General features: G+C 48.6%; 18 protein-coding genes. 10 read left to right on the top strand and 8 right to left on the bottom strand.

The genetic code is table 11. The features are described 5' to 3' along the window. Positions 1-95 precede the first annotated feature (95 nt). From EHO61_RS17055 to EHO61_RS17025, 7 genes are all read left to right on the top strand, one after another. The gene (locus EHO61_RS17055; RefSeq protein ID WP_135814762.1) at positions 96-2,120 is read left to right on the top strand and encodes an oxidoreductase; all 2,025 of its coding nucleotides are present in this window, start codon (positions 96-98) and stop codon (positions 2,118-2,120) included. Positions 2,121-2,380: 260 nt separating this feature from the next. After that, positions 2,381-2,716: an LIC14007 family protein gene (locus EHO61_RS17050; protein ID WP_135814761.1), complete on the top strand. Its 336-nt coding sequence runs from the start codon at positions 2,381-2,383 to the stop codon at positions 2,714-2,716. 124 nt (positions 2,717-2,840) lie between these two features. Beyond that, positions 2,841-3,314, top strand: a complete 474-nt coding sequence (locus EHO61_RS17045; RefSeq protein WP_135814760.1) for an FKBP-type peptidyl-prolyl cis-trans isomerase — start codon at positions 2,841-2,843, stop codon at positions 3,312-3,314. Positions 3,315-3,321: 7 nt separating this feature from the next. Continuing rightward, a complete protein-coding gene (locus tag EHO61_RS17040) occupies positions 3,322-5,313 on the top strand; it encodes an ATP-dependent helicase (RefSeq protein ID WP_135814759.1) in 1,992 nt (663 codons plus the stop codon). A gap of 2 nt (positions 5,314-5,315) precedes the next feature. Continuing rightward, entirely contained in the window at positions 5,316-6,038 is a 723-nt protein-coding gene (locus tag EHO61_RS17035; protein ID WP_135814758.1) for a SprT-like domain-containing protein, read from the top strand. A gap of 168 nt (positions 6,039-6,206) precedes the next feature. Beyond that, the gene (locus EHO61_RS17030; RefSeq protein ID WP_246032199.1) at positions 6,207-6,935 is read left to right on the top strand and encodes a hypothetical protein; all 729 of its coding nucleotides are present in this window, start codon (positions 6,207-6,209) and stop codon (positions 6,933-6,935) included. 9 nt (positions 6,936-6,944) lie between these two features. Continuing rightward, positions 6,945-7,505: a YceI family protein gene (locus EHO61_RS17025; protein ID WP_135814757.1), complete on the top strand. Its 561-nt coding sequence runs from the start codon at positions 6,945-6,947 to the stop codon at positions 7,503-7,505. Positions 7,506-7,507: 2 nt separating this feature from the next. Here EHO61_RS17025 and EHO61_RS17020 read toward each other — a convergent pair whose 3' ends face one another. The 8 genes from EHO61_RS17020 to EHO61_RS16985 all read right to left on the bottom strand — a co-directional run bounded on the left by EHO61_RS17020 (position 7,508) and on the right by EHO61_RS16985 (position 21,199). Beyond that, on the bottom strand, positions 7,508-8,698 hold the full coding sequence (locus EHO61_RS17020) for a VWA containing CoxE family protein (RefSeq protein WP_135814756.1): 1,191 nt from the start codon (positions 8,696-8,698) through the stop codon (positions 7,508-7,510). Between the two features lie 11 nt (positions 8,699-8,709). Then, positions 8,710-9,513 carry an AAA family ATPase gene (locus tag EHO61_RS17015; protein WP_135814755.1) on the bottom strand — a complete coding sequence of 268 codons (804 nt, stop codon included), beginning with the start codon at positions 9,511-9,513 and terminating at the stop codon, positions 8,710-8,712. A gap of 64 nt (positions 9,514-9,577) precedes the next feature. Then, entirely contained in the window at positions 9,578-11,695 is a 2,118-nt protein-coding gene (gene pbpC, locus EHO61_RS17010) for a penicillin-binding protein 1C (protein WP_135814754.1), read from the bottom strand. Between the two features lie 16 nt (positions 11,696-11,711). Next, complete coding sequence (locus tag EHO61_RS17005; RefSeq protein ID WP_135814753.1) at positions 11,712-17,438, bottom strand: alpha-2-macroglobulin family protein; 5,727 nt, start codon at positions 17,436-17,438, stop codon at positions 11,712-11,714. Between the two features lie 96 nt (positions 17,439-17,534). Beyond that, on the bottom strand, positions 17,535-18,869 hold the full coding sequence (locus EHO61_RS17000) for a TldD/PmbA family protein (protein ID WP_135814752.1): 1,335 nt from the start codon (positions 18,867-18,869) through the stop codon (positions 17,535-17,537). Continuing rightward, positions 18,869-20,251 (bottom strand): TldD/PmbA family protein, encoded by a 1,383-nt coding sequence (locus EHO61_RS16995; RefSeq protein ID WP_135814751.1) that lies wholly within the window; start codon positions 20,249-20,251, stop codon positions 18,869-18,871. Before EHO61_RS16995 ends, EHO61_RS17000 begins: the two co-directional genes overlap by 1 nt. A 55-nt stretch (positions 20,252-20,306) precedes the next feature. Then, on the bottom strand, positions 20,307-20,720 hold the full coding sequence (locus EHO61_RS16990) for an HIT family protein (RefSeq protein ID WP_425460363.1): 414 nt from the start codon (positions 20,718-20,720) through the stop codon (positions 20,307-20,309). A gap of 8 nt (positions 20,721-20,728) precedes the next feature. Then, a complete protein-coding gene (locus EHO61_RS16985) occupies positions 20,729-21,199 on the bottom strand; it encodes a hypothetical protein (protein ID WP_135814749.1) in 471 nt (156 codons plus the stop codon). Between the two features lie 67 nt (positions 21,200-21,266). On the opposite strand from EHO61_RS16985, the gene EHO61_RS16980 reads away from it, so the two are divergent. The 3 genes from EHO61_RS16980 (at position 21,267) to argC (ending at position 24,614) form a co-directional block, all read left to right on the top strand. Next, the gene (locus tag EHO61_RS16980) at positions 21,267-22,118 is read left to right on the top strand and encodes a hypothetical protein (RefSeq protein ID WP_246032198.1); all 852 of its coding nucleotides are present in this window, start codon (positions 21,267-21,269) and stop codon (positions 22,116-22,118) included. A gap of 260 nt (positions 22,119-22,378) precedes the next feature. Continuing rightward, positions 22,379-23,470, top strand: a complete 1,092-nt coding sequence (gene recA / locus EHO61_RS16975; RefSeq protein ID WP_135814748.1) for a recombinase RecA — start codon at positions 22,379-22,381, stop codon at positions 23,468-23,470. Positions 23,471-23,594: 124 nt separating this feature from the next. Next, positions 23,595-24,614, top strand: a complete 1,020-nt coding sequence (argC, locus tag EHO61_RS16970) for an N-acetyl-gamma-glutamyl-phosphate reductase (protein WP_135814747.1) — start codon at positions 23,595-23,597, stop codon at positions 24,612-24,614. Positions 24,615-24,617 lie beyond the last annotated feature (3 nt).

Here is a 24,617-nt window from a genome sequence, read left to right as displayed (position 1 = left end):
AACGAAAAAACCCTTGCGGGAATTTTTTCCGTCCCGAATATTCACTTAGTAGAACACTCGTTCTGTTTAGAACGGGCAAGGAGCCGATACCGCCTATGTCCTCATTAGATACTTCTTCCATTTTTCGACCCATTCAAATCGGATCGGAAAGCTTACCGAACCGTATCATTATGGGCTCCATGCACCTCGGCCTGGAAGGATTGCCTTCCACTGCGGACAGAATGACCGCGTTTTACGGCAAGCGTTTCGAGGGCGGAGTTGGCCTCATCACCACCGGCGGAATCGCCGTAAACCAGGAAGGCAAAGGATCGAATATCTTTTTCGATTTCCAAAAAGAAGAGGACTGTAAGGAACTCGCACAGGTGGCGGGCGCCCTGAAGCCGATGGGAATTTTCTGCGCACAGCTCTTCCATGCCGGAAGATACGCCTATCTTCGTGAATTAGTGGCCCCTTCCGCCATTCGAGCTCCGATCAACCGATTCGTCCCTAGGGAACTCACTACGGAAGAAGCGTGGAGGACAATCCGCGATTTCGGGAGCTCTGCATTGAGGGCCAAACAGATCGGTTTCCGAGCGGTGGAAATCATGTCTTCCGAAGGTTATCTGGTAAACCAATTCTTTTCCGAAGTGACAAACAAGAGAACGGACGAATTCGGCGGAACGCCCGAAAACAGACGTAGGTTCGCGGTGGAAATCATGAAGGAAGTACGGAAACAGGTAGGACCGGGTTTTCCCGTAATCGTACGGATGTCCGGAATCGACCTGATTCCCGGAAACCCTACGTTTGAAGAAGTGGCCGCCCTAGGCAACGAACTGAAAGCCGCCGGAGCGGACGCTCTTAATATCGGGATCGGCTGGCACGAATCCAGGATACCTACGATTTCCCAACTCGTTCCTCGCGGGGCTTGGGCGAAAATTTCCCATAAGGTCAAACAAGCCGTGCCTGACATTCCCATCATCGCATCCAACCGAATCAATATGCCCGAAACCATCGTTCAGGTATTGTCCTCCGGAGAAGCGGACGTAGTAAGTATGGCTCGTCCCTTCCTAGCGGACCCGGAGATCGTGAACAAGATCCGTGCCAACGAAGCGGAACGAGTGAACACTTGTGTCGCCTGTAACCAAGCATGTTTGGATCATACGTTTAAGGAAGAGATGGTATCCTGTCTCGTAAATCCCGGAGCCAATCGCGAATTGGACTGGAGCCGACTTCCGCAAGCCCGAAAACAGAAGGTCGTCGTCGTGGGTTCCGGTCCGGGAGGAATGGAATCTGCCAGGATCGCAGCGCTCAGAGGGCATTCCGTGATTCTTTTAGAAGCCTCTGAAAAACTCGGAGGACAGTTGAACTTGGCCGCTGCTATACCTGGAAAATTCGAATTCTTCGAAACCGTGCGCTACTTTCAAAGCGAACTCCCCAAATTAGGAGTGGACATCCGTTTGAATACGAGAGCAGACCTGTCCCTTCTGGACGAACTGAAACCCGACGCGGTGATATTTGCCACGGGTGTCCTACCTAGAGAATTGAAACTTCCCGGCCTGGACAAGAAACCGCACGCTAGCTATGTGGAATTCCTGAACGGAAATTTCCGTCCGGGAAAATCCGTTGCGATCATCGGAGGCGGAGGGATCGGAGTCGACGTAGCCCATCGCTTGACGGAGGAAAAAGATCCGGACATCCCTACCTATTTCCACAGATACAACGTAGGGTCTTATACGGAAGCGCATATCATTCCGGAAAAATCGGGACGAAAAGTTTCCATTCTCAGGAGGAACGGAAAAGTCGGAGCAGGCTTAGGCCAAACCACCTCTTGGGCCTTATTGCAGGAACTGCAGTCCAAAGGAGTGGAGTTCCACAGCTCTCTCGTCTATAAGGAAGTGACTGACCAGGGATTAGTCGTCGAAACCAAAAAAGACGGAGTCAAAACGTTGGAATGTGATACAATCATTCTTTGCGCGGGACAAGTCAGCGAGGCCTCCTTGTATGAGTCGTTTCGAAAAGAGAGACCGAATGTTCCGAGCTACTTGATCGGAGGAGCTAAGGACGCGTCCGGAATAGACGCCAAGAGAGCGATGTTGGAAGGATATCTTGCCGCGGCAAAAATCGGCACCGAACAAAACTAAGGCGAAGAGATTAGGAAAAACATTCGATTTCGGGATCGATACGGAAGAAAGCTTTAGACGACGAAAGCCCTACGGAGTTTACAAGAAAATCGTAAATTGTTTCGGAATTCGATTTTCATTTTATGACGCACTCTCGGCAAACTTTTAGTCTTTACCGTTGACTTTTTACGCGGATAGTCCTAAATAGGAACCGGCTTTTGTCTCATTCACGAGCGCGCTTCCCTCCTTCCGAATAGGAAGAAAAAAATTAGGTCGGTAAAATGAAGGTTTATTCGGCAGAAAGAGTTCCCAATTCCGTGGACTACAATCTATACGTCACGGACGGCAATTCCAAAGTAAGATTACTTCTGCAGGAACCGAAGCTGCCCGCCCTGCGGGAACTGCCCGCACAGGATCGGGTTCTGCGCTGTCTTTCCTTTACCATACTTTTGAATTACACGGATGACGCCGCTTTTGCCAGCAGCAACTCCGGCCGCTTCCTGAATTATTTGGAAGATATCATCCATCGCGATTCCTGGTTTTTTTTGGCGAACCGAGTGGAGCAATTCATCAAGGAATTTGAAAACTTCGGAGTGGAAATTTCCTACGACTTTTGACCGCCGGTAAAAAATCTGATTGTCCCGACACCGTCTGGGAATAAACTACCGTTTAGACGGTACCGGAAACTTTCCTTCCTATCCCGATCCCGGGGAACCCCCCTAAACTGGAGCTTCCAATCTCATGAATCCAAGAGTCGTTACGTTTCACTATACATTAAAAGACAAGCAAGGCAATCTGATCGATTCTTCGGAAGGAAGTCATCCGCTTTCCTACTTGGAAGGCGTGGGCCAGATCATCTCGGGTCTGGAGGAAGAAATCAAACATCTTAAGACCGGAGATAAGAAAGTCATCTCCGTGGACGCGGACAAAGGATACGGAAAGAAGAATGCGGAATTGATTTTCGACGTTCCCAAGAGCCAATTCCCTCAGGACGAAGAACTTACCGTCGGAATGATGTTTCAGACGGACGAACCCGATACGGTATATACGATCACCGAAATCAAAGGGGAAAGCATTATCGTGGATGGAAACCATCCTCTGGCCGGAGTGGATCTTGTCTTTGACGTGCAGATCATAAATACCAGAGAGGCAACGGACGAAGAGGTGACCCACGGGCACGTTCACGGCGAGGGGGGACACCACCACCACCATTAATTCGTCCATGACCGCCCCGGAAGAGCTGAACAAAAAACAGAAAGAAGCCATAGAAGCCACCGAGGGTCCGGTACTTCTCATCGCAGGCGCAGGAACGGGAAAGACCAAAACTATAGTCCATCGTTTGGCCAAATTGGTTTCCCTCGGAGTTCCGGCGGAAAACATCCTTTTACTGACTTTTACGAGAAAAGCGGCTCGAGAAATGTCAACGAGAGCCGTTGCCCTATTGGACAACCGTTGTTCCAAAGTTCACGCCGGTACCTTCCACTCCTTCTCGGCTCATGTCCTTCGAAAATACGCTCCGGTTCTTGGATTTTCCCCTCAATTTTCCATATTGGACGAGACGGATGCTTCGGACGTATTTCAGTTCGTCCGTTCGGAAGGAGAATACGCGAATCAAAAAAACCGGTTTCCCGCCAACGAAACTCTCGTAACCGTTTATTCCTCTTGTATCAACACCGGAAGAGAACTCAAAGACATTCTAAAATCGGAATATCCCAAATTTCTAGACCAAGAATCCTCCATTAAGAGGATATTCGAAGAATACGCATCCTATAAGAAAGAAAGGTCTTTGCTGGATTACGACGACCTCCTGCTCTTCGTCAGGGATTTATTGTCGGAACACGATTCCGTGCGCAAAAAACTGTCCGAACAGTACAAATACCTGATGGTCGACGAATACCAGGACACCAATAAATTACAGGCGCATATCGCATGTCTACTCGCCTCCGAACACGAAAACATATTCGTAGTGGGCGACGATGCACAAAGCATCTATTCGTTTCGCGGAGCGAGCGTAAAAGGAATATTCGATTTTCCGAAGATTTTTCCGAACACTAAGACGATTTATCTGGAAAGAAATTACAGAAGCACCCCTTCCATTCTAAATTTAGCGAACGGAGTGTTGCTCAATTTCTCGGAGAAATACGAAAAATACCTTTATACCAAAAACGAGGATGCCCAAAAACCCCTTCTATTGGGCTTTTCCGATGAGCTGGAAGAGGCGGAGGGAATCGCGGACCGGATTCTGGAAAGAAGAGAAGAAGGAATCCCGCTCTCGGAAATGGCGGTACTTTTCCGTTCCGGCTGGAATTCCAACCAGCTCGAATTGGTCCTGAATGCCCGGAATATTCCCTACCAAAAATTCGGAGGGAAAAAATTCATAGAGAGTGCGCATGCAAAGGATTTCCTCGCCCTTCTCAGGATCCGGGAAAATCCGATGGATTCCGTGTCTTGGCTACGGGTTTTGCTCCTTTTACCGAGTATCGGACCTGCAAAGGCCAAAGTCATATTAAACGAATTGAAAATCCTTTCCGGAAATCTCTCCGCCGTCTTGAACCGCCAAAAATCCCCGACTGCTCTGCTGGAAGAGCTCTCGGGTTTACTTTCCTCGGAGGGAAATCTGATTTCTACCCTGGAAAGATTTTTAGAATTTTATAAACCTCTTTTGGAAAAGAAATACGACGATCCGAAACGAAGATTCGAGGATCTGAATTCGTTTCTTACGCTTTCCCAGAGATACGGAACTCTTCACGAATTTTTAGTGGAAATGAGCCTGGACGGTCCGACGCGAAGCTTGGAAAAACTGATTCCTGAGGATGAAGAAGAAGGAACATTGGTCCTCTCCACAATCCATTCCGCGAAAGGATTGGAATTCGATACGGTATTTTTACTGAACGTAACGGAAGGTTCCTTTCCCTCCGGAAGAGGGGAAAAGAACATAGAGGAAGAAAGAAGACTGTTCTACGTAGGAATTACCCGTGCGAGAAAAAACCTTCTCCTCACCTACCCGCAAACCTCCCTCTCACGGGGAGGAAATACGTTCAACCGAGTTTCCCGTTTTATCGAGGAACTGAAAGAGCCCGACAAAATACTCGACAAACGTTTTTACGACGGAAAAAAACCGTCAGGAAGTTCTCCCGGCCTTCGAAACCTTTCCGATGCTCGATCGCCGGAAAACGAAACCGTAAAAAGAATCAGGGATTTTTTCGGATCTTAAGAATGAAAGATGCCGTGGATTGGAATACTCTACTTTACGAAACCTGGATTTCCTTATCGAAGTTTTCCGAAAAATCCGTTCCCGAAATCAAGAGAGTGGAACTGAAATTTTATCCCTACCGAAACGGAAGCAGTTCTCTCCTCTGGAAAAAAGGCATCCTATCCGGAAAGATCCACGAATCCTTCTTAGCGGCAGACCGAACAACTGCGGAAAGTTTAGCGAAACTTCTGATTTCCAGGATTTTAGGTCGGGCGGAAAATTCCGATTGGAAGGAATCCGTACAGAACTATCTTAATAGACAATCCTACAAACCTCATCGTACTAAAATCTATTCTCCTCTGGGAAAACACTACGATCTAGAAAGAGTTTTCTCACGAATCCGTTGCTTATATTTTGAACGGGATGATCTGGAAGGAGTACGGATCGAGTGGTCTCCCCGTATGGGAAAAAGGAGACTCGGCACCTACGATCGGGAAACGAAAACGGTCCGGATCAGTCCCGTACTGGATCATCCTGGGGTTCCGGAATTCGTGATCGACCATATCGTTCATCATGAAATCCTACATCACCTTTATCCGGTGCTAAGATGGAAAAACAGAAACGTAATACACGGACCCGAATTCAAAAAAAAAGAAAGGGAATTCGAGCGTTTCCGGGAAGCAAATCGCTGGCTGAAAACTGTATATCCTAAAATGGCAGCTCTTTCGCTCATTCCCAAATCCTGAAGAAATTGATTTCGATTCTCCGAATCGTATATAGTAGCGAAATTGTTGGATCCTGAAAATCCGTTCGAAGGCGGAGTTCGCACCGATTTATTTATCCTTCCTTCCCTTTTCGTTTTTTTACTTTTCATCTTACTCCGAAGTAGACAATATGAAGGTTAAGTGATAAAAATGAAACGGCTTCTTTTACTCCCCGCTCTCTTACTGATAGCTTTTCCTATTTTCAGCCAATCGTATTCCTCCAATTCCCCATACTTCGATCCATCCGCGTTTACAGGAGGTAATCCGTTGGTTCCGGATTACCGAAATTATTCCCCTTCTTTCCGTAGCGAAGAATCTTCGATTCGGCTGGAGACTCCTTCCGATTCCTCTTCCAAAAAAAAAGACCGCGAACGTCTTGAGTTCCGCCGAAGTCTATTGAATTGGCACCAGACTTTGGGATTTCTAACCTGGGGTTCTTGGCTCGCGACGAATTTGGCGGGAGAACGATCTCTCTCTCATTTGCATCGCGAATACCAACCCCTAGCGGATTTCGTCCTACTTTCCAATCCCCAGCAAAATCTTTTGGCGTACAATCTCATACTGCACGCCTCTCCTTGGGACGGAGATCCCGGAGGAAGTACCCACAAAGCCCTGGCAGGAACTACGTTCACGTTATACGCCCTTACGGCAGGTTTCGCATTTCTGGCACCGAGTAACACTTTAGTGCGCGAACCGGGTCTGACCACGATCTTTACCCATAAGGCCATGATTTGGATCCATTTACCCGCTATGTTGGCCCTGCCATTTCTAGGACAGGAAATTCCGAAACAAGGCCCCGGCGCAGCCCATAGGATGGAAGCGGTAGGCTGGACAGGATTTGCCGCATTAACGATCTCGATTGCTACTTTTTACTTTTAAGGAAAACTCATGAAACGAACCCTACCCTTTTCGATTCTTATCGCCTGTCTTGTATTTTTATTCTCCGGAGCTTTAAGAGCGGAAGATCTGAAGATCTCGGAAAAGAACCTGAAATTCACGGTGGTCCATCCCTTCAAAACCGTAAACGGGATATGCAAAAGCGTAAACGTGACTCCGACGACCTACTCCACCGGAGGAGTCGGTGTGCAGATTCCTAAGTCCGTAAGGATCGAAGCCCCTTTAAAGGATTTTCAATCCGGAGACCCGAACCGAGATTCGCATATTCTGGAAAGTCTTGGTTACCCGGAGCAAGAGAACGTCAGCTTTACCTCGGCTTCCATCGATCCTGCCGAAGGAGGTTGGAACGTTACGGGGAACTTGACGATAAACGGAGTTACAAAACAGATCAAGACGAAAGTTTCCGTACTGAATAAAGGGGACGGCAAGATAGAAGTCTCCGGAAAATTCCAAATCAAGATGAAGGAATTCAACGTGGATCCTCCGAGTCTCCTATTCGTAACGGCGAAGGAAGAAGTGGAGATCGAATTCTCTTTTTTATTGAAACCCTAAGCCTATTGCTGGTTCAGTAATTTGCGGATTCCCGCTTCTATACCGTCTATGCTTAGAAAGAACATGGGAAATACTTTCCTGATTTCATAGACGGTAGGCGCATCCCAATATCTCTTCGGCTCGGGATTTACCCAAATGCTGTCCCGAAAATGATTTTTGATCTTTTGAAAACTGTCTATACCGGATTTTGGGTCCTCGGGGAGTCTGTGGTCGTTCCGAAACCTGGAGTGATAAAAGCCGTAAGCCGGATCCAATAATTCGTACGGCGCCATACTGGCGTCACCCACAAGAATCACCTTAGTGTCCTCCTTGTGTTTCTTGAAGACGGATTTCAAGGGAATCGGAAATCTCAGATCTCCTTTCGGATAAACGCAATCGTAAATCGAATTATGGAAATAATAATAGCCGAACTCTTTGAAATGATTCATTTGATGACCGGCCGAGAATAGTTTGCTCACACGGTCCGCGTAAGGAGTCATACTTCCTCCGGTATCCATGAGAAGCAAAACCTTGATCCCGTTCTTCCTCATCCGATCGAAAACCAATTCCATATCCCCCGCATTCCTGCAGGTGGCGTCCACGGTCTTAGGCAGATGAAATTGCGGAACTCCGTCCTTTCGTAGATTGCGAAGTCTTTTCAACGCCACCTTGAGCTGTCGCACATCCAGTCGCTCGTCCGTCCGATAATCCTTGTATCTGCGTTCCATCGCTTGGAATACCGCGGAGCGTCCTCCGCCTTGACCGCCGATTCTCACACCCTGCAGATGTAAGCCTCCATGACCGAAGGGGGAGGAACCTCCGGTACCGATCCATCTGTTCCCGCCGTGATGCTCTCCCTTTTGGTTCTTCAATCTGTCCAGAAATTCCTCCCACAGTTTTTCGGGAGGAATGAGACTCGGAGGAAGTTTATTCGGGTTCTCGAATATTTTGGAAAGCCATTCCAGAATTTCCTGTCTCAAGGAATCCCGCATCACTCCCCTATCCCCGAATAATTCCGAAAACACCTGATCGAAAGTATCGTAGTGCCGAAGATCTTTGACCAGACAGAGGCGCGAAACCCTATAAAATTCCTCCAAACTCAAGTAAGGCTTGTAACCGGTCAGTCCGTCGACGGCCTTTAGGAAATCCAAAAGCTCTATCGTGGAGACCGGAAGTCCGGCGGCTTTCAGTTTATAAAAGAACGGAAAAAACAAGCGGAGCTCCTCTAACGGAAAAGACGTAAGTCCTCTTCGTTCTTTACCAAGGCGCCCAAATACGGAATCTTTTCCTCGGACGAAAGGTCGGCCCCCATATGAACTAAAATCTGAATCCAATCCAGTAGTTCGCTGGTTCCCGGTTTTTTCTTCATATCGTCCATCCTTCGGATGACGTAAAAAGCCTCCAAGGCCCGCTTCAAAAGTTCCGTATCTATTTTAGGAAAATGCGATTTAATGATATCGCTCATGAAGGAAGGCTCGGGAAAATCGATATAATGAAAAATACACCTTCTTAGAAACGCCGCCGGGAGTTCCTTTTCGTTGTTCGAGGTGATGATGGTCAAAGGACGGACCTTCGCTTTAACGACTCGGCCGGTTTCCTGAATCGAAAACTCCATCCTGTCCAATTCCAGAAGCAGGTCGTTCGGAAATTCGATGTCTGCCTTATCGATCTCGTCGATCAGGACCACGGAAGAAACCGGAGAATCGAACGCCTGACCGAGAGCGCCTAACCGGATATAATTTTCGATCTTCCTTACTTTGTCCGTGTCCTCGGCAAATCGGGAATCGTTCAAGCGTGAGACGGCGTCGTAAAAATACAGGCCTTCCTTTGCTTGGGAAGTGGATTTGACGTGCCAGGTAAATAAGGGACGATTCGTCTTTTGTGCAAGGTATTCGGCCAAAAGTGATTTTCCCGTTCCGGGTTCCCCTTTCAATAAGAGAGGACGAGAAGTGATTTCCGAAACTCGCACTGCCTCCTCCAAAGTTTCGGAGAGAAGGTAGGTTTCGGAGGAATTTTTATCTTGAATCATGGAGACGTTCCTGTACCTACATTGGACGCCCGGCCGCTTTCTAAAAGAGAATTTCGTACGCGATTTATCTTACCTGGAAGGCAACCGTATCCAAAATGACGCCGCCGGGAAGTCGGACCGAGAGCAGGAATTTTCCGCGTTTCGGTTTCCAATCGTAATAATTCCCTTCAAACGCACCCAAACTGGTTCCGTTCAAAATCCATTCCAAAGACGAAATTGCGGGTCCGGCTTCAAAACGGATCCTTTCGTTTTCTTCGGGAATCTCAGGATCTAAAGCGAACAGATTTCCTGATTCGGGATACCGAATCCGTACTCTGCCGCCTCCGCGAACCGAAGAGATGGGAAGAGAAGGCTTGGCGTCAGGAACAGTATTTTGCGTAACAATAGAAGAAGGACCCACCTCTTCCAAAATGGTGATGATCTCCTTCCAAAGCGGCGCGGCCCCGGTCACCCCGCTAACATCGTGCATAGGTTCTCCGCTCATATTTCCCATCCACACTCCTACAGTATAATCCCCACTGGAACCGATGCACCAGTTGTCTCTCATATCCTGGGAGGTTCCTGTTTTGACGAACGTAAAGAATCGAGTCGAAAGATGATTTTCCCAGCCGAAAGTAGGAGCCCGGTCTTCCCGCGAGGATAAGATCTTCTTTACGGACGTTACCGCCTCATGTCGATAAATCCTACGAAAACGGTCCGTTTCTCCTTCTTTCCAGAACTGGCCGTTCAAAGCCGCCTCTTCCGGATCGAAGGTAGGCACACCGAACAAACCGTCGTTCGCCAGAGTTCTGTACGCATTCACGAGTTCCCAGAGAGTCACATCGGCCGTCCCGAGAGCCAAGGATAAACCGTAATGATCTGGATTTTTGAGTTTATGAAAACCTAATTCGCTTAATCTAGATACGAATTCCGGCACGCCCGTCCAATCCAGAACCTGGACGGCAGGTACGTTCAAAGAAGAAGCCAACGCGATCTTCGCCGGAACGGACCCGTTGTATCGTTCCTCGTAATTTCCCGGTTTATAGGATCCTCCGACCAATTCCCATTCCTTCGGTCGATCCATCAGCAAGGATTCCGGAGTCAAAAGATTCTTTTCGAAAGCCAGAGCGTACAAAAACGGTTTTAAGGTGGAGCCCGCTTGCCTTCGCGCACGGATCGCATCCACGAAAAAACTTTCCCGAGACGATTTGGAATTTCCTAGATAGACCAAAATCGCGCCGGTTCTGTTTTCGATAACGAGTATTCCCGCTTCTTTCACATTTTTCCCGCTCACTTGGGAAAGAACGCGGTCCATGGCTGCTCCCGCCGAGATTTGCAGGTTCGCGTCCAAAGTGGATCGGAAACTCTCCGAAGTTCCGCTTTCTCCCTCCACGGCCGACCAAATCTTATGGGCCGCGTGATAGGCCAAAGAAGGCTCCTGTTCTTTCCGCATCCCTTTCCGCGAAAGATTCGGAACGATCTCCCGAATCGGTTGGCAGAGATCGGATCTTCCGATTGCGGAGGAAAGCCAGCAACCGCGTCGGATCCAATTCTTTTGGGAACTCCCCGGGTTGGGGAGCAAGGCTACCAATGCGATCGCCTCTTCCGGACCGAGAGCGGAAGGATCAGCGCCGAAAAGTCCCCGGGAGGCGGCTCGGATTCCTACGAATTCTCCCTGAAACGGAATCAGATTGATATACGCTTCTAGGATTTCCTGTTTGGACCAGGAGGATTCGATTTTCCAGGCCACCTTCATCTGTTCCCATTTTTCGGACAAAGATCTTCTTCCCGGTTTCGAACCGATTAGAAGCCCGGCCAACTGCATCGTGATTGTGCTAGCTCCCCGTTTCGGCCCGCCAAGCATCCTGTCTTTGATCGCTCCCAAAACGGATTTAAGATCCACCCCGCCGTGAAACGGAAACCGCCTGTCCTCTTGGGCGATTAAAGCGAGCACCAATGCCTCGGGAATTTCCGAGGAGTCCGTCCAAGAAAGACGACGAAACGTATGATCGAGTCGGATCTTCTGCAAAGGGATGCCGTTTCTATCTAATAAGATTCCTTCCGTAGAAACCGTAGCGGATCTGATTTCGGAAAAACTTGGAATTCTTCCCGACCGAATCTCCTCCGAAAAGAAACTCCTGGATTCCTCCGCTCCGACGAATGCGAAAGGAAAGAAAAGAAGAAGAATCCAGGATATCCTCATGACGCTTTGGACGATATTAGGGAGCGGGCGCAACCGAAACGTTAGGATTCGGCACAGTGGAAAAAATTTCCGGTTGGTACATCGCTTCGACCCTAGTGGGAGGCAATCGGAACGCACCCGGAGAATTGATTCGATACGAATATTCATAAACGCTTTCCCCCGGATAAAATATTTCGTAATAGGCGACCAAACCTTCGAACTTCCTTTCCACAAAAGAAGGACCGTCCCATCGATTCGATTTCACTTCCTGGGAGAGAAGTGCGGAATCCCTTCCGAGACCGGAACCCAAGATCGTAGATCCGGCAGGGATGGGATCGCGAATCGCCAACCAGGAGATGGAGAATTCCGATTTTAATTTCAGTCGGACCCTCACCACATCCCCTTCACGAAACGAATTCTTCGGCTTTCCGTTTTCGTCCAAGACCTCTTTTTCCACCCGTAAGCCGCTATGAATGGGCGAAGTCAAAGGCAAGGCCGAAGAGGTTTTCACGTACGCGTAAGGGCTTCCCCCGCCTTCCTGATCGATCTTCAATTGAGACCTACCTTCCGGTAAGGAAAAGGAGATTGCTCCTTCCTTGTCGCGCCAGTCCATGCTCTTTTCCGCCGATCCGAGAGTCGCTTTAACTTTTCCGGCGACGGAGCCGGATTCGTACAGATTCCGGTATTTCTTCAACAAAAGGACTCCAAGCGCGTTTGCGGGAGTAATATCAAAATGTCCTAATTTCATTTGATTTAATATTCCGCGCAATAGTTTCGGCATGTCCGCCTTCCAACCTTCTTCTTTCAGAACGGAGGAAAGCAATCGAATTTGAACACCGTCCCGGGAGGACAAAAGCCACCATAGCTGAGGATCGTCCAAAGCCAATTCGTAGGAACTTCCTTGGACCCGTAGCCGGGATCTTAAAACCTGATCCAACTTATTTCGTTTAACGATATCCCAGTTCGCGTTCCTGTACAGGTTTCGCAGGGACACCAACGTCTCGGTGGGAAGACGATTCGGATCCGTTTCCAAAGACCGGATCCTGGACGCCTCAGGAACGGAAAACAAAGAGATCGACTCTAACGCGGCAATCTTACGCAAAAGAGTATCGCTCGAAGAAATTTGGGAAGGACGATTCAGAGTACCGTCTACGAACCGATGGAGTGCTCCCAGCATCGCTTGCCTGGAAGTTTCGGGGATTTCCCAACCGGACTCCGAGGAAAGAATCAGAACGTAGGAAGTCAGGGACACATTCCCCCAACCGGAGGACCCGGGAAAAAATTTCAGGAGTCCGTCCGAATCCATGTATTTCGGCAAAATACGCATGGTTTCCTTCCAAGAATCGAAATCGCCCAGACTGACCGCTTTGGAAACTTTTTGCTCCAAACAGGTATAAGGATATATCTCCATATACGCTTCGATCCCGGAGATCGGAGCCGCCGCCATACTAGACTGGAAAGAGAGTTCCACTTTGCTCCGATTCGGTTCCGCTTCCTTAGGTTCTTCCAAAGGAACGGTAATGGACGGGTTCAATTGATAAAAATTCGCCTGCAAAACCGTCAAAGGAACGGCAGGCTCCACTTTTTGTTTTACCTTTAAGGAATCGGAAAAGGAGGAAGACACCGTGGAAAATTCGTAGGAAATTTCCCGGAAACCTTTCGGAATTTCCATGTCCCAAGATACCGTATCGGAAGCGTTCGGTCCGAGAGAAACCGTCTTAGCAGGAAGATCCGATTTCGGAATCGTATTAATGGATACCTGTACTTGGACCGTCTTGGACGAGCTGTTTTTAAGGGAGAGCCCGGGTCGAGTCTTGTCCCCCTCCCTTACGAACGGTGATACGGCGGCATAAGATAGAATCTCCTGGGAAGTGCGCACCGAGGTAGAGGCGCTTCCGAATTTATCCACACCGGAAGAAGCTACGGCTACGATTTTAAAAGCGGTCAGAGAATCGTTTAACGGAACTTCGAACTCCAATTCTCCTTGGGAATTCGGCGTCGCGTCCGCTTTCCAGAAAACAAGAGTGTCAAATAACTCACGAGTGGAGGACTTTCCGCCTCCGCCGCCTACGGGAAGGCTTTTGAGGCCGAAATGTCTCCTACCTACCAGGAAGGTTTGAGCCGTAGAAGTACGAACATCTATACCTCTAGAAGACATCATGGTAGATAAAAGATTCCAGGAAAGATTCGGTTTCAGTTCCAAAAGACTTTCATCCACTGCCGCCAAGGTAATCTTGGTATCCTTCCATTTTTCTTTGTCCTTTTCGGACAGAACCACCTTGACCTTCGCTTTTTCTCTCGGTCTATATTCCTCTCTTTCCGAAAGCACTTTCAGTTCCAGCTCGAATGGCTTCCAACCCACTTGGATTTCCGCCATTCCCAGCCGGTAGGACGGCTTTGCAAGATCGACCAAAGCGCTGGGTTTGGGAGAAGCTACCCTACCTCGGATCGCCAATACGGAAACGAACACATTCGGGCCGTAATTGCGTAAAACGGGAATTTCAACGCTAGGATTATTACCGCTTAGAGTCTGAACGGAGGAAGTAAGCACTCCTTCTCTCTCCACGGTCACGAGAGCGGTCGCGGTCTGGAACGGCATCCTCACCTGAAACTTAGCGGTTTCCCCCGGCTCGTATTTCTTGCGTTCCGGAATCAGATCCATTCTGTCTCCGTCTGTGGATCCGAACCAAAGATCCTTTTCCCCCACGACCCAAACCGAAGTGTGGGCATAGGATTCCTCTTCGTCTACCTTCGCTTCCAAATAAAGTTCGCCGATCCGCGTAACGGATCCTTGGCAGTCCAAAAGGCCCTGGGCGTTCGTGTTTCCGGAACAGACTTCTCCGATTTCTTTTCTTTCTAGACGATGCTTATAGGAATAAAATCCCCCTACGAGACGTTTTCTATGGGAGACGTATCTGGCGGAAATTCCTTTGACAACCACCTTCTTCCCCGAGACCGGATTCCCTTGGGAATCCGTAACGTACACCTTGGACTTTACCTGATTCTTTACTGCCACCCAATTTTCCGCGCGGATCGCGACTAAATACTTGGAAGGTAGAAGTTTGAAATTTCGCGCGACCGTCTGGATCTCACCGTTCGGATCCTTCCATTCCAACTCCAAATCGAGGGAATGCACGCTATCTATGTTTTTTTCTACGGGAATTTTTTCGGAGAGAAATCCGTGATCATCCGTTTGGGATTGTACCGTTCGAACGTCCTGTTTTTTTGCGGGGGTTCCGGTGTCTTCCGCTTCCTCGGAATATTCATAACGGCCCAAAGAGGTTTCCGATTTCCCGTTGCCGAATTCCAAATTCGGATAAGACGGAAATTGGATCCCACCCGCGTGTCGTATGGAAGAGCGAAGGGAAACGGGAAGTCTAGAGGCGGTCCCGCCCGAGAGATATGTGACCTGCCCGCTAACGGAAAGTTCCTTGGGTCGGACGAACTGGGAAGAGTCCGCCTGTAGCTCTGCTTTTAAAAGCGGAAGACGAAATTGTGCCGAAGTAAAGGAACCTGAAAATACCTTGGATCCGTTCGGGAGTAGGAAATAAACGGAATATTCTCCGAGTACCGCTTCCTTCGGAATGGTGAACTGGCTTTCTGCCGAGAACGTTTTGGACCAATTCAGATTGATAGAATAGCTTTGGTCCGTGGAATTATGGACCACAAGCGCGGATTTGGGAAGTTCCGAAGCCTCCGGATACCGGAATCCGGAGCCGCTCGCGACCCGGAGGATATGATTCATCCGGACAGTTTCCCCCTCCCGAAACAAAGAACGGTCCATGATGGTAGCGTACCGAAAAGAACCGTCGTAATAGTTTTGGAGAAGTTTGAATCTCCAAGGCTCGATTCCGTCCTGCCAAGAGGAGTGGAGAAGAGTAAAATCGTCCCCCTTCTTTGCTACCAGAAAATATCCGCTATTGAACCTGCTCTCATTCTGGCAATATCCGGGACTAGTCGGAATTCGATCGGTAGTCACCAACCCTTGGCTTCCCGTCTTTCCCGTCCAGACCTGATTTCCCCCGCAGTCATACACGAAGATCTCCGCATCCTCTACCGGCTGCCCCTTGTCCAGAGTGGTCAACCAAAGCAGTGAGTTTTCTTTTCCCCATTTAAAATGAAGAGAGAGATTGGTGACTAGAGCCGCGGTCCGAACGAACATAGGGGTTTGATCGGGAAGCAGCGCTTTTCCTAAAATCGCACTCTCGATTTCCACTATGTGCAAACCGTTTCGTTTCAAAGGGATTCCCACTACTTCGAATCGTTTTTCGCCAGAAGCGCTCGGAATCCGAAATTTGTTGGCCGGGAGAAATCCGTTATCCGTTCGGAAAACGGATTCGTCTGCGCCGGCGCTGGAAGTTCTCCTAAGCCAATACAATAAGTCCTTGATTTGGTTCGCCCCTAGGACCAAAGATTTCGCCGGGATGGACTTTCCCGAAGAGGTACCTTGGTCCGTGGATTTCTTTCCGTCCGTCGAACTTCCCAGAAATTCCTTACCGGAATCCTTGAGAGAAGCCCATTGTTCTAGGATGAGTTCCCCGGCACCGCTGGGCTCCAGAGGATTGAGATGTTTGCTCGGAACAGGGGCTTCTATATTTCGTACAGTGACCGGAAGAAAAGCTTCCGGAAATCTTTCTATGATTCCGAAATCTCCCGCAAATTTGGCGAGAGGAGGATAATCGTCGGTTTTAAAAGAGAGAGGAAAAGAAGCCGAATTCCCAAGCGGACGGCCGGAATCATCAGTAATTCCTTTCGGTAAAACGAGTTGGAGCTCCGCGTTCGCCGGCAAAGGCGGAGCAAATTCCACATTGTAAATCTCCCGTTCCTCTTCCGGTTGGGATTTTTTTGCGGGGATGGTTTTGCCGTCGGAAGTTTTCAGAAAAATCTGATTCCTCCAAGCGGAACGAATCGCGGAGGAAAAAGTCGCGTAAATCGGGGAAACAGGAACGCAACCGGATTTCGCATTCGTTCTCTCGCAGGTAAATCCCGCGGTAAAGGAAGGGCGCACCTGATAGTCGATCACCCAATCGCTGGAAGACCCTACGCCGGACGCGGATCGAAATCCTTTTTCGAGTACGATACGGACCGTCTTTCCGGAAGGAAACACCTGCCTCGCCGCCAGAACGATCGCGTTCTTTGCGGATCCGTAAAATCCGCTGGCCTTGATGAGTTCCTCCCTCTCCTTGCCCTGGACGATTCGAATCGGGATTCGGTTCTCCAAGCCTTCCACGGAAAAATAGATTTTGGTGCTGAGATCTCCGAGCTTCGGTTCGGTATCGAATTCTAGAATGAAGGCCTGGTCTTCCGCTATCGTTCCACCTTGGTACGGCTGGGAAGACCGGATCCCAGGACCTCCGGTATGGAACGTGAACGTCTTTCCGGGTTCCAATTTGTTGCCGGCCAGGGATTGGATGGATTGAGTGGTGAATTTGCAAACCACTCCCCCCGGAAGAGGCTCAGGGAATTCGTACACCCAATCCGTTTCGGTCACCCAACGTTCCTCTCCGGGAATCGGACATTCTATTTTGAACGGAAAGATTTTTCGTTTAGGATCTCCCAAAGCTACGATCGGTTCTCGAAAGACCGCGAGCACTTGGCCGACCTTTTTGACCTCTCCTTGAGGGGAAAACGTAAATGCGATCTTACCCGATTGGGAAAACACCGGAGCGGAAACTAGAAAGAAGAAACAGAAAAAATAGAAGAAAGAAACGAACCGAGCAGGAATTCGCACGCGAGGCCCCCATCGAATGGTGAGGACTTTCATCTCTCTTGCCCGAACTACAGGCAACCAGTTTTCTAGGCTCTAAATTCCGGAATTTCTCAAGACTAGGAACGTTTCGCCTCTTTCGCTACTTTATCCTTAACCGGCAATATTCACTTCTCTTATCAGAATATCCGGTACCTTAATGGAGGAATAACTGTCGGCATACTGATCGGAAATTCCTTCGATCCTCTGGATCAAATCGAAGAAATTGGTATTCATCGTCATCCTATCCACAGGAAATTGCGGGTTTCCGTTCTCGTAATAAACCCCTTGGATTCCGATGGAAATTTCTCCCGAAACGGCGCTACAACCCGCCCCTCCTTCCAACTTCGTCACCAGAATACAACGAGGAACGGAAGATAAAAGTTCCTGCCGAGTGTTCTTACCGAAAGGTACGATCAGGTTAGAAAAGGAGGTGCCCGCTCTTCCCGAATAGGACCGAACTCCGTTCCCGCTAGGAGAAACTCCGTCCTTTTTAGCGGACTCCAAATTATATAAAAACAAGTTTAAGATTCCGTTTTCCACGACGCTTTGAGGAGAAGTAGGAACGCCCTCCGCGTCTAACAGTCGTGAGCCGGGAAAATCGGGTATGTGAGGTTCACAACGCACATTCAACAAGGAAGAAGCGATCTTTTCTCCTTTTTTTCCGACCAATCTAGATTGTCCTTTCTGCACTGCGTCCGCAAAGAAAGGAGAAGAGAACATCCCGAAAATCTGAGGACTGATCCTATGGGAAAGCACAACGGAAATCACCCCGCTTTCGATCGGTCTGGCGCCTAATAATTCCACCGCACGGGAAGCCGCCTCTTTCGCGATCTCCTCCGGAGAGAATTTGGATAGGTCCCGTCCGGAACGATAAAAGCTTCCCATTTTCTTGCTATCTTTTTCGGAAGCAACGATGCCCGTTCCCGCATACACTAGGTTGGATTCTTTTTTAAGAAAGATTCCTTTCGAATTGGCGATGAGACTTTCGGAACGACTTTTTCCCACTCCCACATGAGGAACGTTTTCGATTCTCGAATCCTCCTTCCAAGAGGCTTCGTCCAAGGCCTGCCCGAAATTGCGCATCCAGGTAAAATCCAGATTTTCTAGATTCCTTTCGAAATGCTTTAAGTCGATCTCCGCAATCCGATTCGGTTCCGGCAAATCCAGTTCCAAACGATCCGTGATTTCCGTCTGGTCCGTCGCATCGGAGATCATACGAGACAAGGCTTCTTCGCTAAAACGCTCGCTGTAGGAATAACCCGGCTTCGAATTTTTCAGCACTCGGATTCCCACTCCTCTCGAACGGGAAGTTTCCGTATTTGCAATCCTTCCTTGGAACACTTCGATTCCGGTATCTTCGGAATCGGTAGCGATCAGATCGAATTCTTCCAGTCCGAGTTTCTTTCCTTCCCGCAGGACGTATTCCGCCGCTTGTTCTAGATTCATCAACGACCTCCGACCAGGATCTCGTCCACCTTCAAGGAAGGTTGTCCTACGGTTACGGGAATGGATCCCGACGAAGCTCCGCAAGTTCCCGCGGCCAACTCCAGGTCTTTTCCGATCATGGAAATCTTAGGAAGAATTTCATGTCCCTTTCCGATCAAGGTAGCGCCTCTCACCGGTTCCGCCAGTTTTCCGTTTCGGATCACGTATCCTTCCTCCACGGCGAAATTGAATTCTCCCGTCGCGGGATTTACGGAACCTCCTCCCATTCTCTTCGCATACAATCCATAATCTACCGAGCCGAACATACCGTCCAAGGAATCCTCTCCCGTCGCGATAAACGTGTTCCTCATTCGGGAAACCGGTGCATACTGGTAAGATTCCCTTCTCCCGCTTCCTGTCCGCGGAACTCCGGTCTCCGCGGCTCCCACTCGATCGGAAAGGTAGGCCTTGAGAATCCCGTTTTCGATCAAAAGGGTTTTTTGGGAAGGCATCCCCTCGTCGTCCACTTTAATGGAACCGTAAAAATCCCCTAAAGTGCCGTCATCGTAGGCGGTAAGGCAAGGCTGCGCGATCCTTTCTCCCAATTTACCTACGAAGGGGGAAGAGTTCTTTCGGATTGCTTCCGTTTCCAACGGATGTCCGCAAGCTTCGTGAAAGATCACTCCTCCGAATCCATTTCCCATAACAACCGGCATTTTTTTCCCTTCAATGTATCCTGCGTCCAGCATGAACAACGCACGTTCCGCGGCGTTTTTAGCGAGCTCGGCAATTCGCAATCCTTCGAAAAACTCGAAACCCTGCAGGGCTCCCGGAGATTCCGTAGCTACGAATCTTTCTCCCCCTTTTTCTGCGGTGACGGATAAGGAAAATCTGCTTCGAACACGTAGATCCTCCACCCAAAGACCTTCGGAATTCGCGATAAGAACGTTGGTGACGATATCGGAAGCGCTAGCTCCCACCTGAACCACTTTGGAAGACAATTGTCTCGCGGAGGAATCCGCAGCCTGTAGCAGTTCCAGTTTTTTGGCCGGAGAAACGGAACGAGGGTCTTTCAAGCCTGCGGCAAACATCGGTTGCGATCCGACGGAAGGAAGAGTGAATTTGCCACCGTTCACGGTCGCCTCTCCTCTGGAATCCGCAAGCAAACGGATCAAGGAAACCAGATGTTCCGTATCGTCGTTGCTGGTATATGCGTACAAAACGTCCGTTCCGTAAATCAAACGGATCCCGATCCCGTAATCCGTAGCCGCCAAAGATTGCTCGATTTTTTTGTCTCGCAAGGCGACCGAGGAATTTCTGGATTCTTCTTCGTAAATTTCTACGAAATCCGCCTTTCGGTTTTTGCCGGCTTCGATCAGGGTTTCTACTTTTCTTGGTTCCATGTTTCCTTTCTTAGACCCGTTCTAACGAACGACACTCACTCTTTTTCTCAGGTCCTTAGTTCCCTTTCGGGAAAGAAATTCCGTCCGGAGCCTGAGCCATCCCTTCCAACGCTTGGCGGATGTACTCCGGTCCTTTTGTTTCCCCGTATCTGGGGATCAAATGAAAATGCATATGCGCCACTTTTTCCGAGACTAGAACCGTATAAATCTTAGCTGGAGAAAAGCGGGAGAGAATCCATTCGGACGCTTTTTGCAAAGCGATTCCGAATTCGGAAAATTCCTTCTCCGACCATTCTGAATAACTTTCCCGATGCGCGATCGGCTCTACGTACAAGTATCCCGGAATTTTCTTCGAAGGTTCGCAATGCCGGATCAGAAAATCGCCGGATCTAAATAAAAATCCGGAAGGAGAAGAAGAACTATGCTCGATGCAAATCGGACAGTCGGAGCGGAGCGCTTCGGAAGGAATTGCCAGGATCAGACCTCCGATCCCTGAGCGGTATAATTCTTGTATCTTTCGTACACTCTGTGGATATAATCAAGATTCGAACAGAAACGAATGATACATCTGTAAAAGTGGTATCTTTCCATATCTTGGATCTGATTCTCTTCGTCCATTTGTTCCCGCAGCAGCCCCTTGATCATCCCGAAAAACAAGGAACGCTCTCTGGAATTGTATCCTTCCGGGGAATACCTGGTGCCTTCCAAAATATTCACGAAATTCCGGGCGGACCGGACAAAATCCTGTTCGTCCGACAAATATCGGTTCCTCTCTTCCGGGGAAAACGTGGATAAATAATCATGAAATAAAGTGAGTTGAATCGATTCCACTAGGGAGCCGGTCCTTTCCTTGGCTTCTCTGTAAAACGGGGTCTGGATGCTATATTCGACGAAATCTTTCCAGGAGGATCTCGTAGTCTCTATTTTATGCAGTTCTTTCAAACTCATGGATTTTCCGCTTTCCAGACATGAATTTTAGATTCTTCTCTGAAGTAATACGGGAAAAATCGTCTCAATGTCAAAGGTTTTCCGTCTTCTTATTCTTCTTTTCTCTCTATTCTTAACGACCGCAGTCCTTTCTTCCGAACCTAAGGACCAAGAGGTTTGGGAATCCGCCATGGAATGGGCAGGTCACCCTGTATTCCGAGAAAAAAAAATCGTCCGAAACCTTGCGTCCGACTTTTACCGGAACTTGAAAACGAAGACGGAAGCCGCGATCCGTGAAAGCGTAGATGCGCAGGCTTCCTCTCCGAAAACCTTAAAGTCGGAAACTTCCAAAAGACTTTCCGAAGACTTAAAAAAAATTCCGGATCTAGGCGGCATTTCGTACGACCTTCCCGGCATCGGCAAGGATACCCTACTAAAGGAAGAGACGGATTTTCCGGAATCCTTCCAAAGCTTTTCCTATAAAAACGGTAAAATAAACTATTTCTTTCGAAATAGGATCGATCCGAATCTTGAAAAATGGGAAGGCCTCAAACTGATCGGATCCTTTTATGCGTTTACCGAGGCGGGAGCCTTGATTTTATGTAAGGAAACGGAAAACGCTCCGCTCAAATTCAGAGATATCCGAGAACTTAGGGCCTACTTTCAGGAGAAAAAAAAGAAGTCGTCCGCTTTGGAACTATTTCACGAAAACGGAATTTACCTTTTCTATTTTCCCGGACAAAACTTATTTCCATACTACCTACTCTTCCTTTCAAAAATCGCTTTAGCCATTCTCGCTCCGTTATTGTCGTTTCTATATTTCAAGCGGTTTTGGGAATTCCTAAAGGACCAAAGAAAGAGAAGCTACAAGGCCCAAGCTCAATTTCTAAGGGATAGACAAAAAGATTCCGGTTCCGACAACCCGGAAATCGCCCCCTAAAAAACCCCTCGATTTACTGCAAGCATATTTGCTATACAAATAAGTAGATTTTTTTCCGATTGCCACCTGTTTTTTGGGTGACATAAGATTCAGAAAAAATGATCCTTTTCCCAAGGGAAACACCGAGTTTTTTGCCGGAGCGGATTGGAATTTGTCCGGCAGGAGTAGTATCCTACTCTTAACAACGGAAGCCCTCAAAAGTACAAGGAATTTTACGAAAAGAGGAACCGTTCTTGGCAAGAGAAGGAGCTAAAGAATCCATGAAGAAGCAAAAGGAAGAAGCGCAAGGCCTGGACGATTCTAAGAAACTTGCGATCGACCAAGCCATGACCCAAATCGAAAAACAATTCGGCAAAGGGTCCATCATGCGCCTCGGTGCGGCGTCCGCTACGAATATCATTCCCGTGATTCCCACAGGTTCGCTGGACCTGGACATCGCATTGGGAATAGGCGGTTATCCGCTTGGAAGGATCGTAGAAATTTACGGACCGGAATCTTCCGGTAAAACGACTTTAACTCTTTCTGCAATCGCCGAAGCGCAGAAAAGAGGCGGAGTGGCCGCCTTTATAGATGCGGAGCATGCACTGGATCCGTCCTATGCGAAAAAACTGGGAGTGAATCTGGAAGAACTTTTGGTTTCCCAACCCGACAATGGAGAGGAAGCACTGGAGATTTGCGAATCTCTGGTCCGGAGCAACGCCATAGACATAGTGGTAGTGGATTCCGTCGCAGCCCTTGTCCCCAAAGCGGAAATCGAAGGCGATATGGGAGACGCACACATGGGATTGCAAGCGCGTCTTATGTCCCAGGCTCTCCGAAAACTGACCGGAACGATCTCTAAATCCAGAACGGTTGTCGTTTTCATTAACCAAATTCGGATGAAGATCGGAGTGATGTTCGGCTCCCCGGAAACGACGACCGGAGGAAACGCCCTGAAGTTTTACAGTTCGATCCGACTGGACATCCGCAAAATCGAGACACTGAAGGAAAAAGAGGAAGCCACCGGAAACCGGGTGAGAGTCAAAGTAGTGAAAAACAAAATGGCTCCTCCGTTTCGTCAGGCAGAATTCGACATAATCTACAACACAGGGATTAGCCGGGAAAGTTCTCTCGTTGACTTAGGGGTGAAACACGACATCATTAGCAAATCGGGAGCTTGGTATTCGTACAATACCGAGAAGATCGGGCAAGGGAAGGAAGCGGCCAAGGAATACCTCAAGTCGAATCCGGAAATCGCCCATCAAGTCGAAAATATGGTGAGGGATTTAAACGGCCTCCCACCCCTTTCCGCGGAGGGAAAACCGCTCCCACCTCAAACTGAGGCGCAGGACGGACAAAGAGCCGCAGGATAAATCATACTGGCTTTCTTTTTAGAAACCATTGACGCCGGGTGGGTTTCCATCCGGCGTTTTTTTATTCCAATACCGTGAACTTCTTCCATTTTTGTCTCACTAGGAAAAATTCCTCCAGAAACACATGTCAGAAATTAGCATTATCGGAGCCGGCGGATTTACCGGAAAAGAATTACTCGGCCTTTTATCCGGACACCCTAAATACAAAGTAGTCCATCTCACCAGCGATAAACTAGCAGGAAAGAAATTATCGGAAGTGTTTCCCGACCTACCGTTCCCCGAAGACCTACCGTTTAAAAAGCACGAAGATCCGGTTCCGAAGGGATCCCTGGTAGTTCTCGCGGTTCCGAACGATGCTTCTCTCCAATTGGCTCCTAAATTTCTGAACGCGGGACACAAGCTGATCGATCTTTCCGGAGTATACCGCCTACACGACAAACAGGCTTTCGAGAGTACCTACAAACTTTCCCATACTAGCTTCGAATTGATGAACCGTGTCGTCTTCGGAATTCCGGAGATTTTCCGAGAGAAGATCAAAGGAGCCGATTTCGTCTCCAATCCCGGTTGTTATTCCACTTCCGTAATTCTAGCGGTGTATCTCTTAGGGGAACTCAGGCATAAGATACGTCCGAGAATCGTAGCCGATTGCAAGTCCGGAGTCAGCGGTGCAGGAGGAAGAGTGGAGGACGGCGGCTTTGCCTTTACGGGAGTGCACGAAAATTTCCGCGCTTACAAAATCCTGTCCCACCAACACGAACCGGAAATTCAGGAATATGCTTTTTCCGGATCCGGACTGCCCTATCCTGAAATCCTATTCGTTCCCCACTTGTTGCCTTTGTATCGCGGGATTTTATCCACCGTCTATTTGGAGATGGAGGATTCTTCTTCGACGGCGGACCTTCTTTCCGTTTTGAAAAAGAACGCAAAAGGAGAGCCGTTTATTAGAATCCGGGAAACTCCGGAGGAAATCGACCTTCTAAAAATCGCACACACGAATTTTCTGGATGTTTCTTTACGAAAAAGAGGAACCAATATCACCATTGTATCGGCATTGGATAACCTGGTAAAGGGAGCCGCCGGGCAAGCCCTACAGAATATCAATCTGATGCTGGGAGAAAAGGAAACTCTAGGCCTGCTTCCGTAACGT

This window comes from Leptospira fluminis, assembly GCF_004771275.1.
Taxonomy (GTDB): Bacteria; Spirochaetota; Leptospiria; order Leptospirales; family Leptospiraceae; genus Leptospira_B; species Leptospira_B fluminis.
Note: the sequence above shows the minus strand (reverse complement) of the source record. Positions and strands in the feature narration are given on the sequence as shown.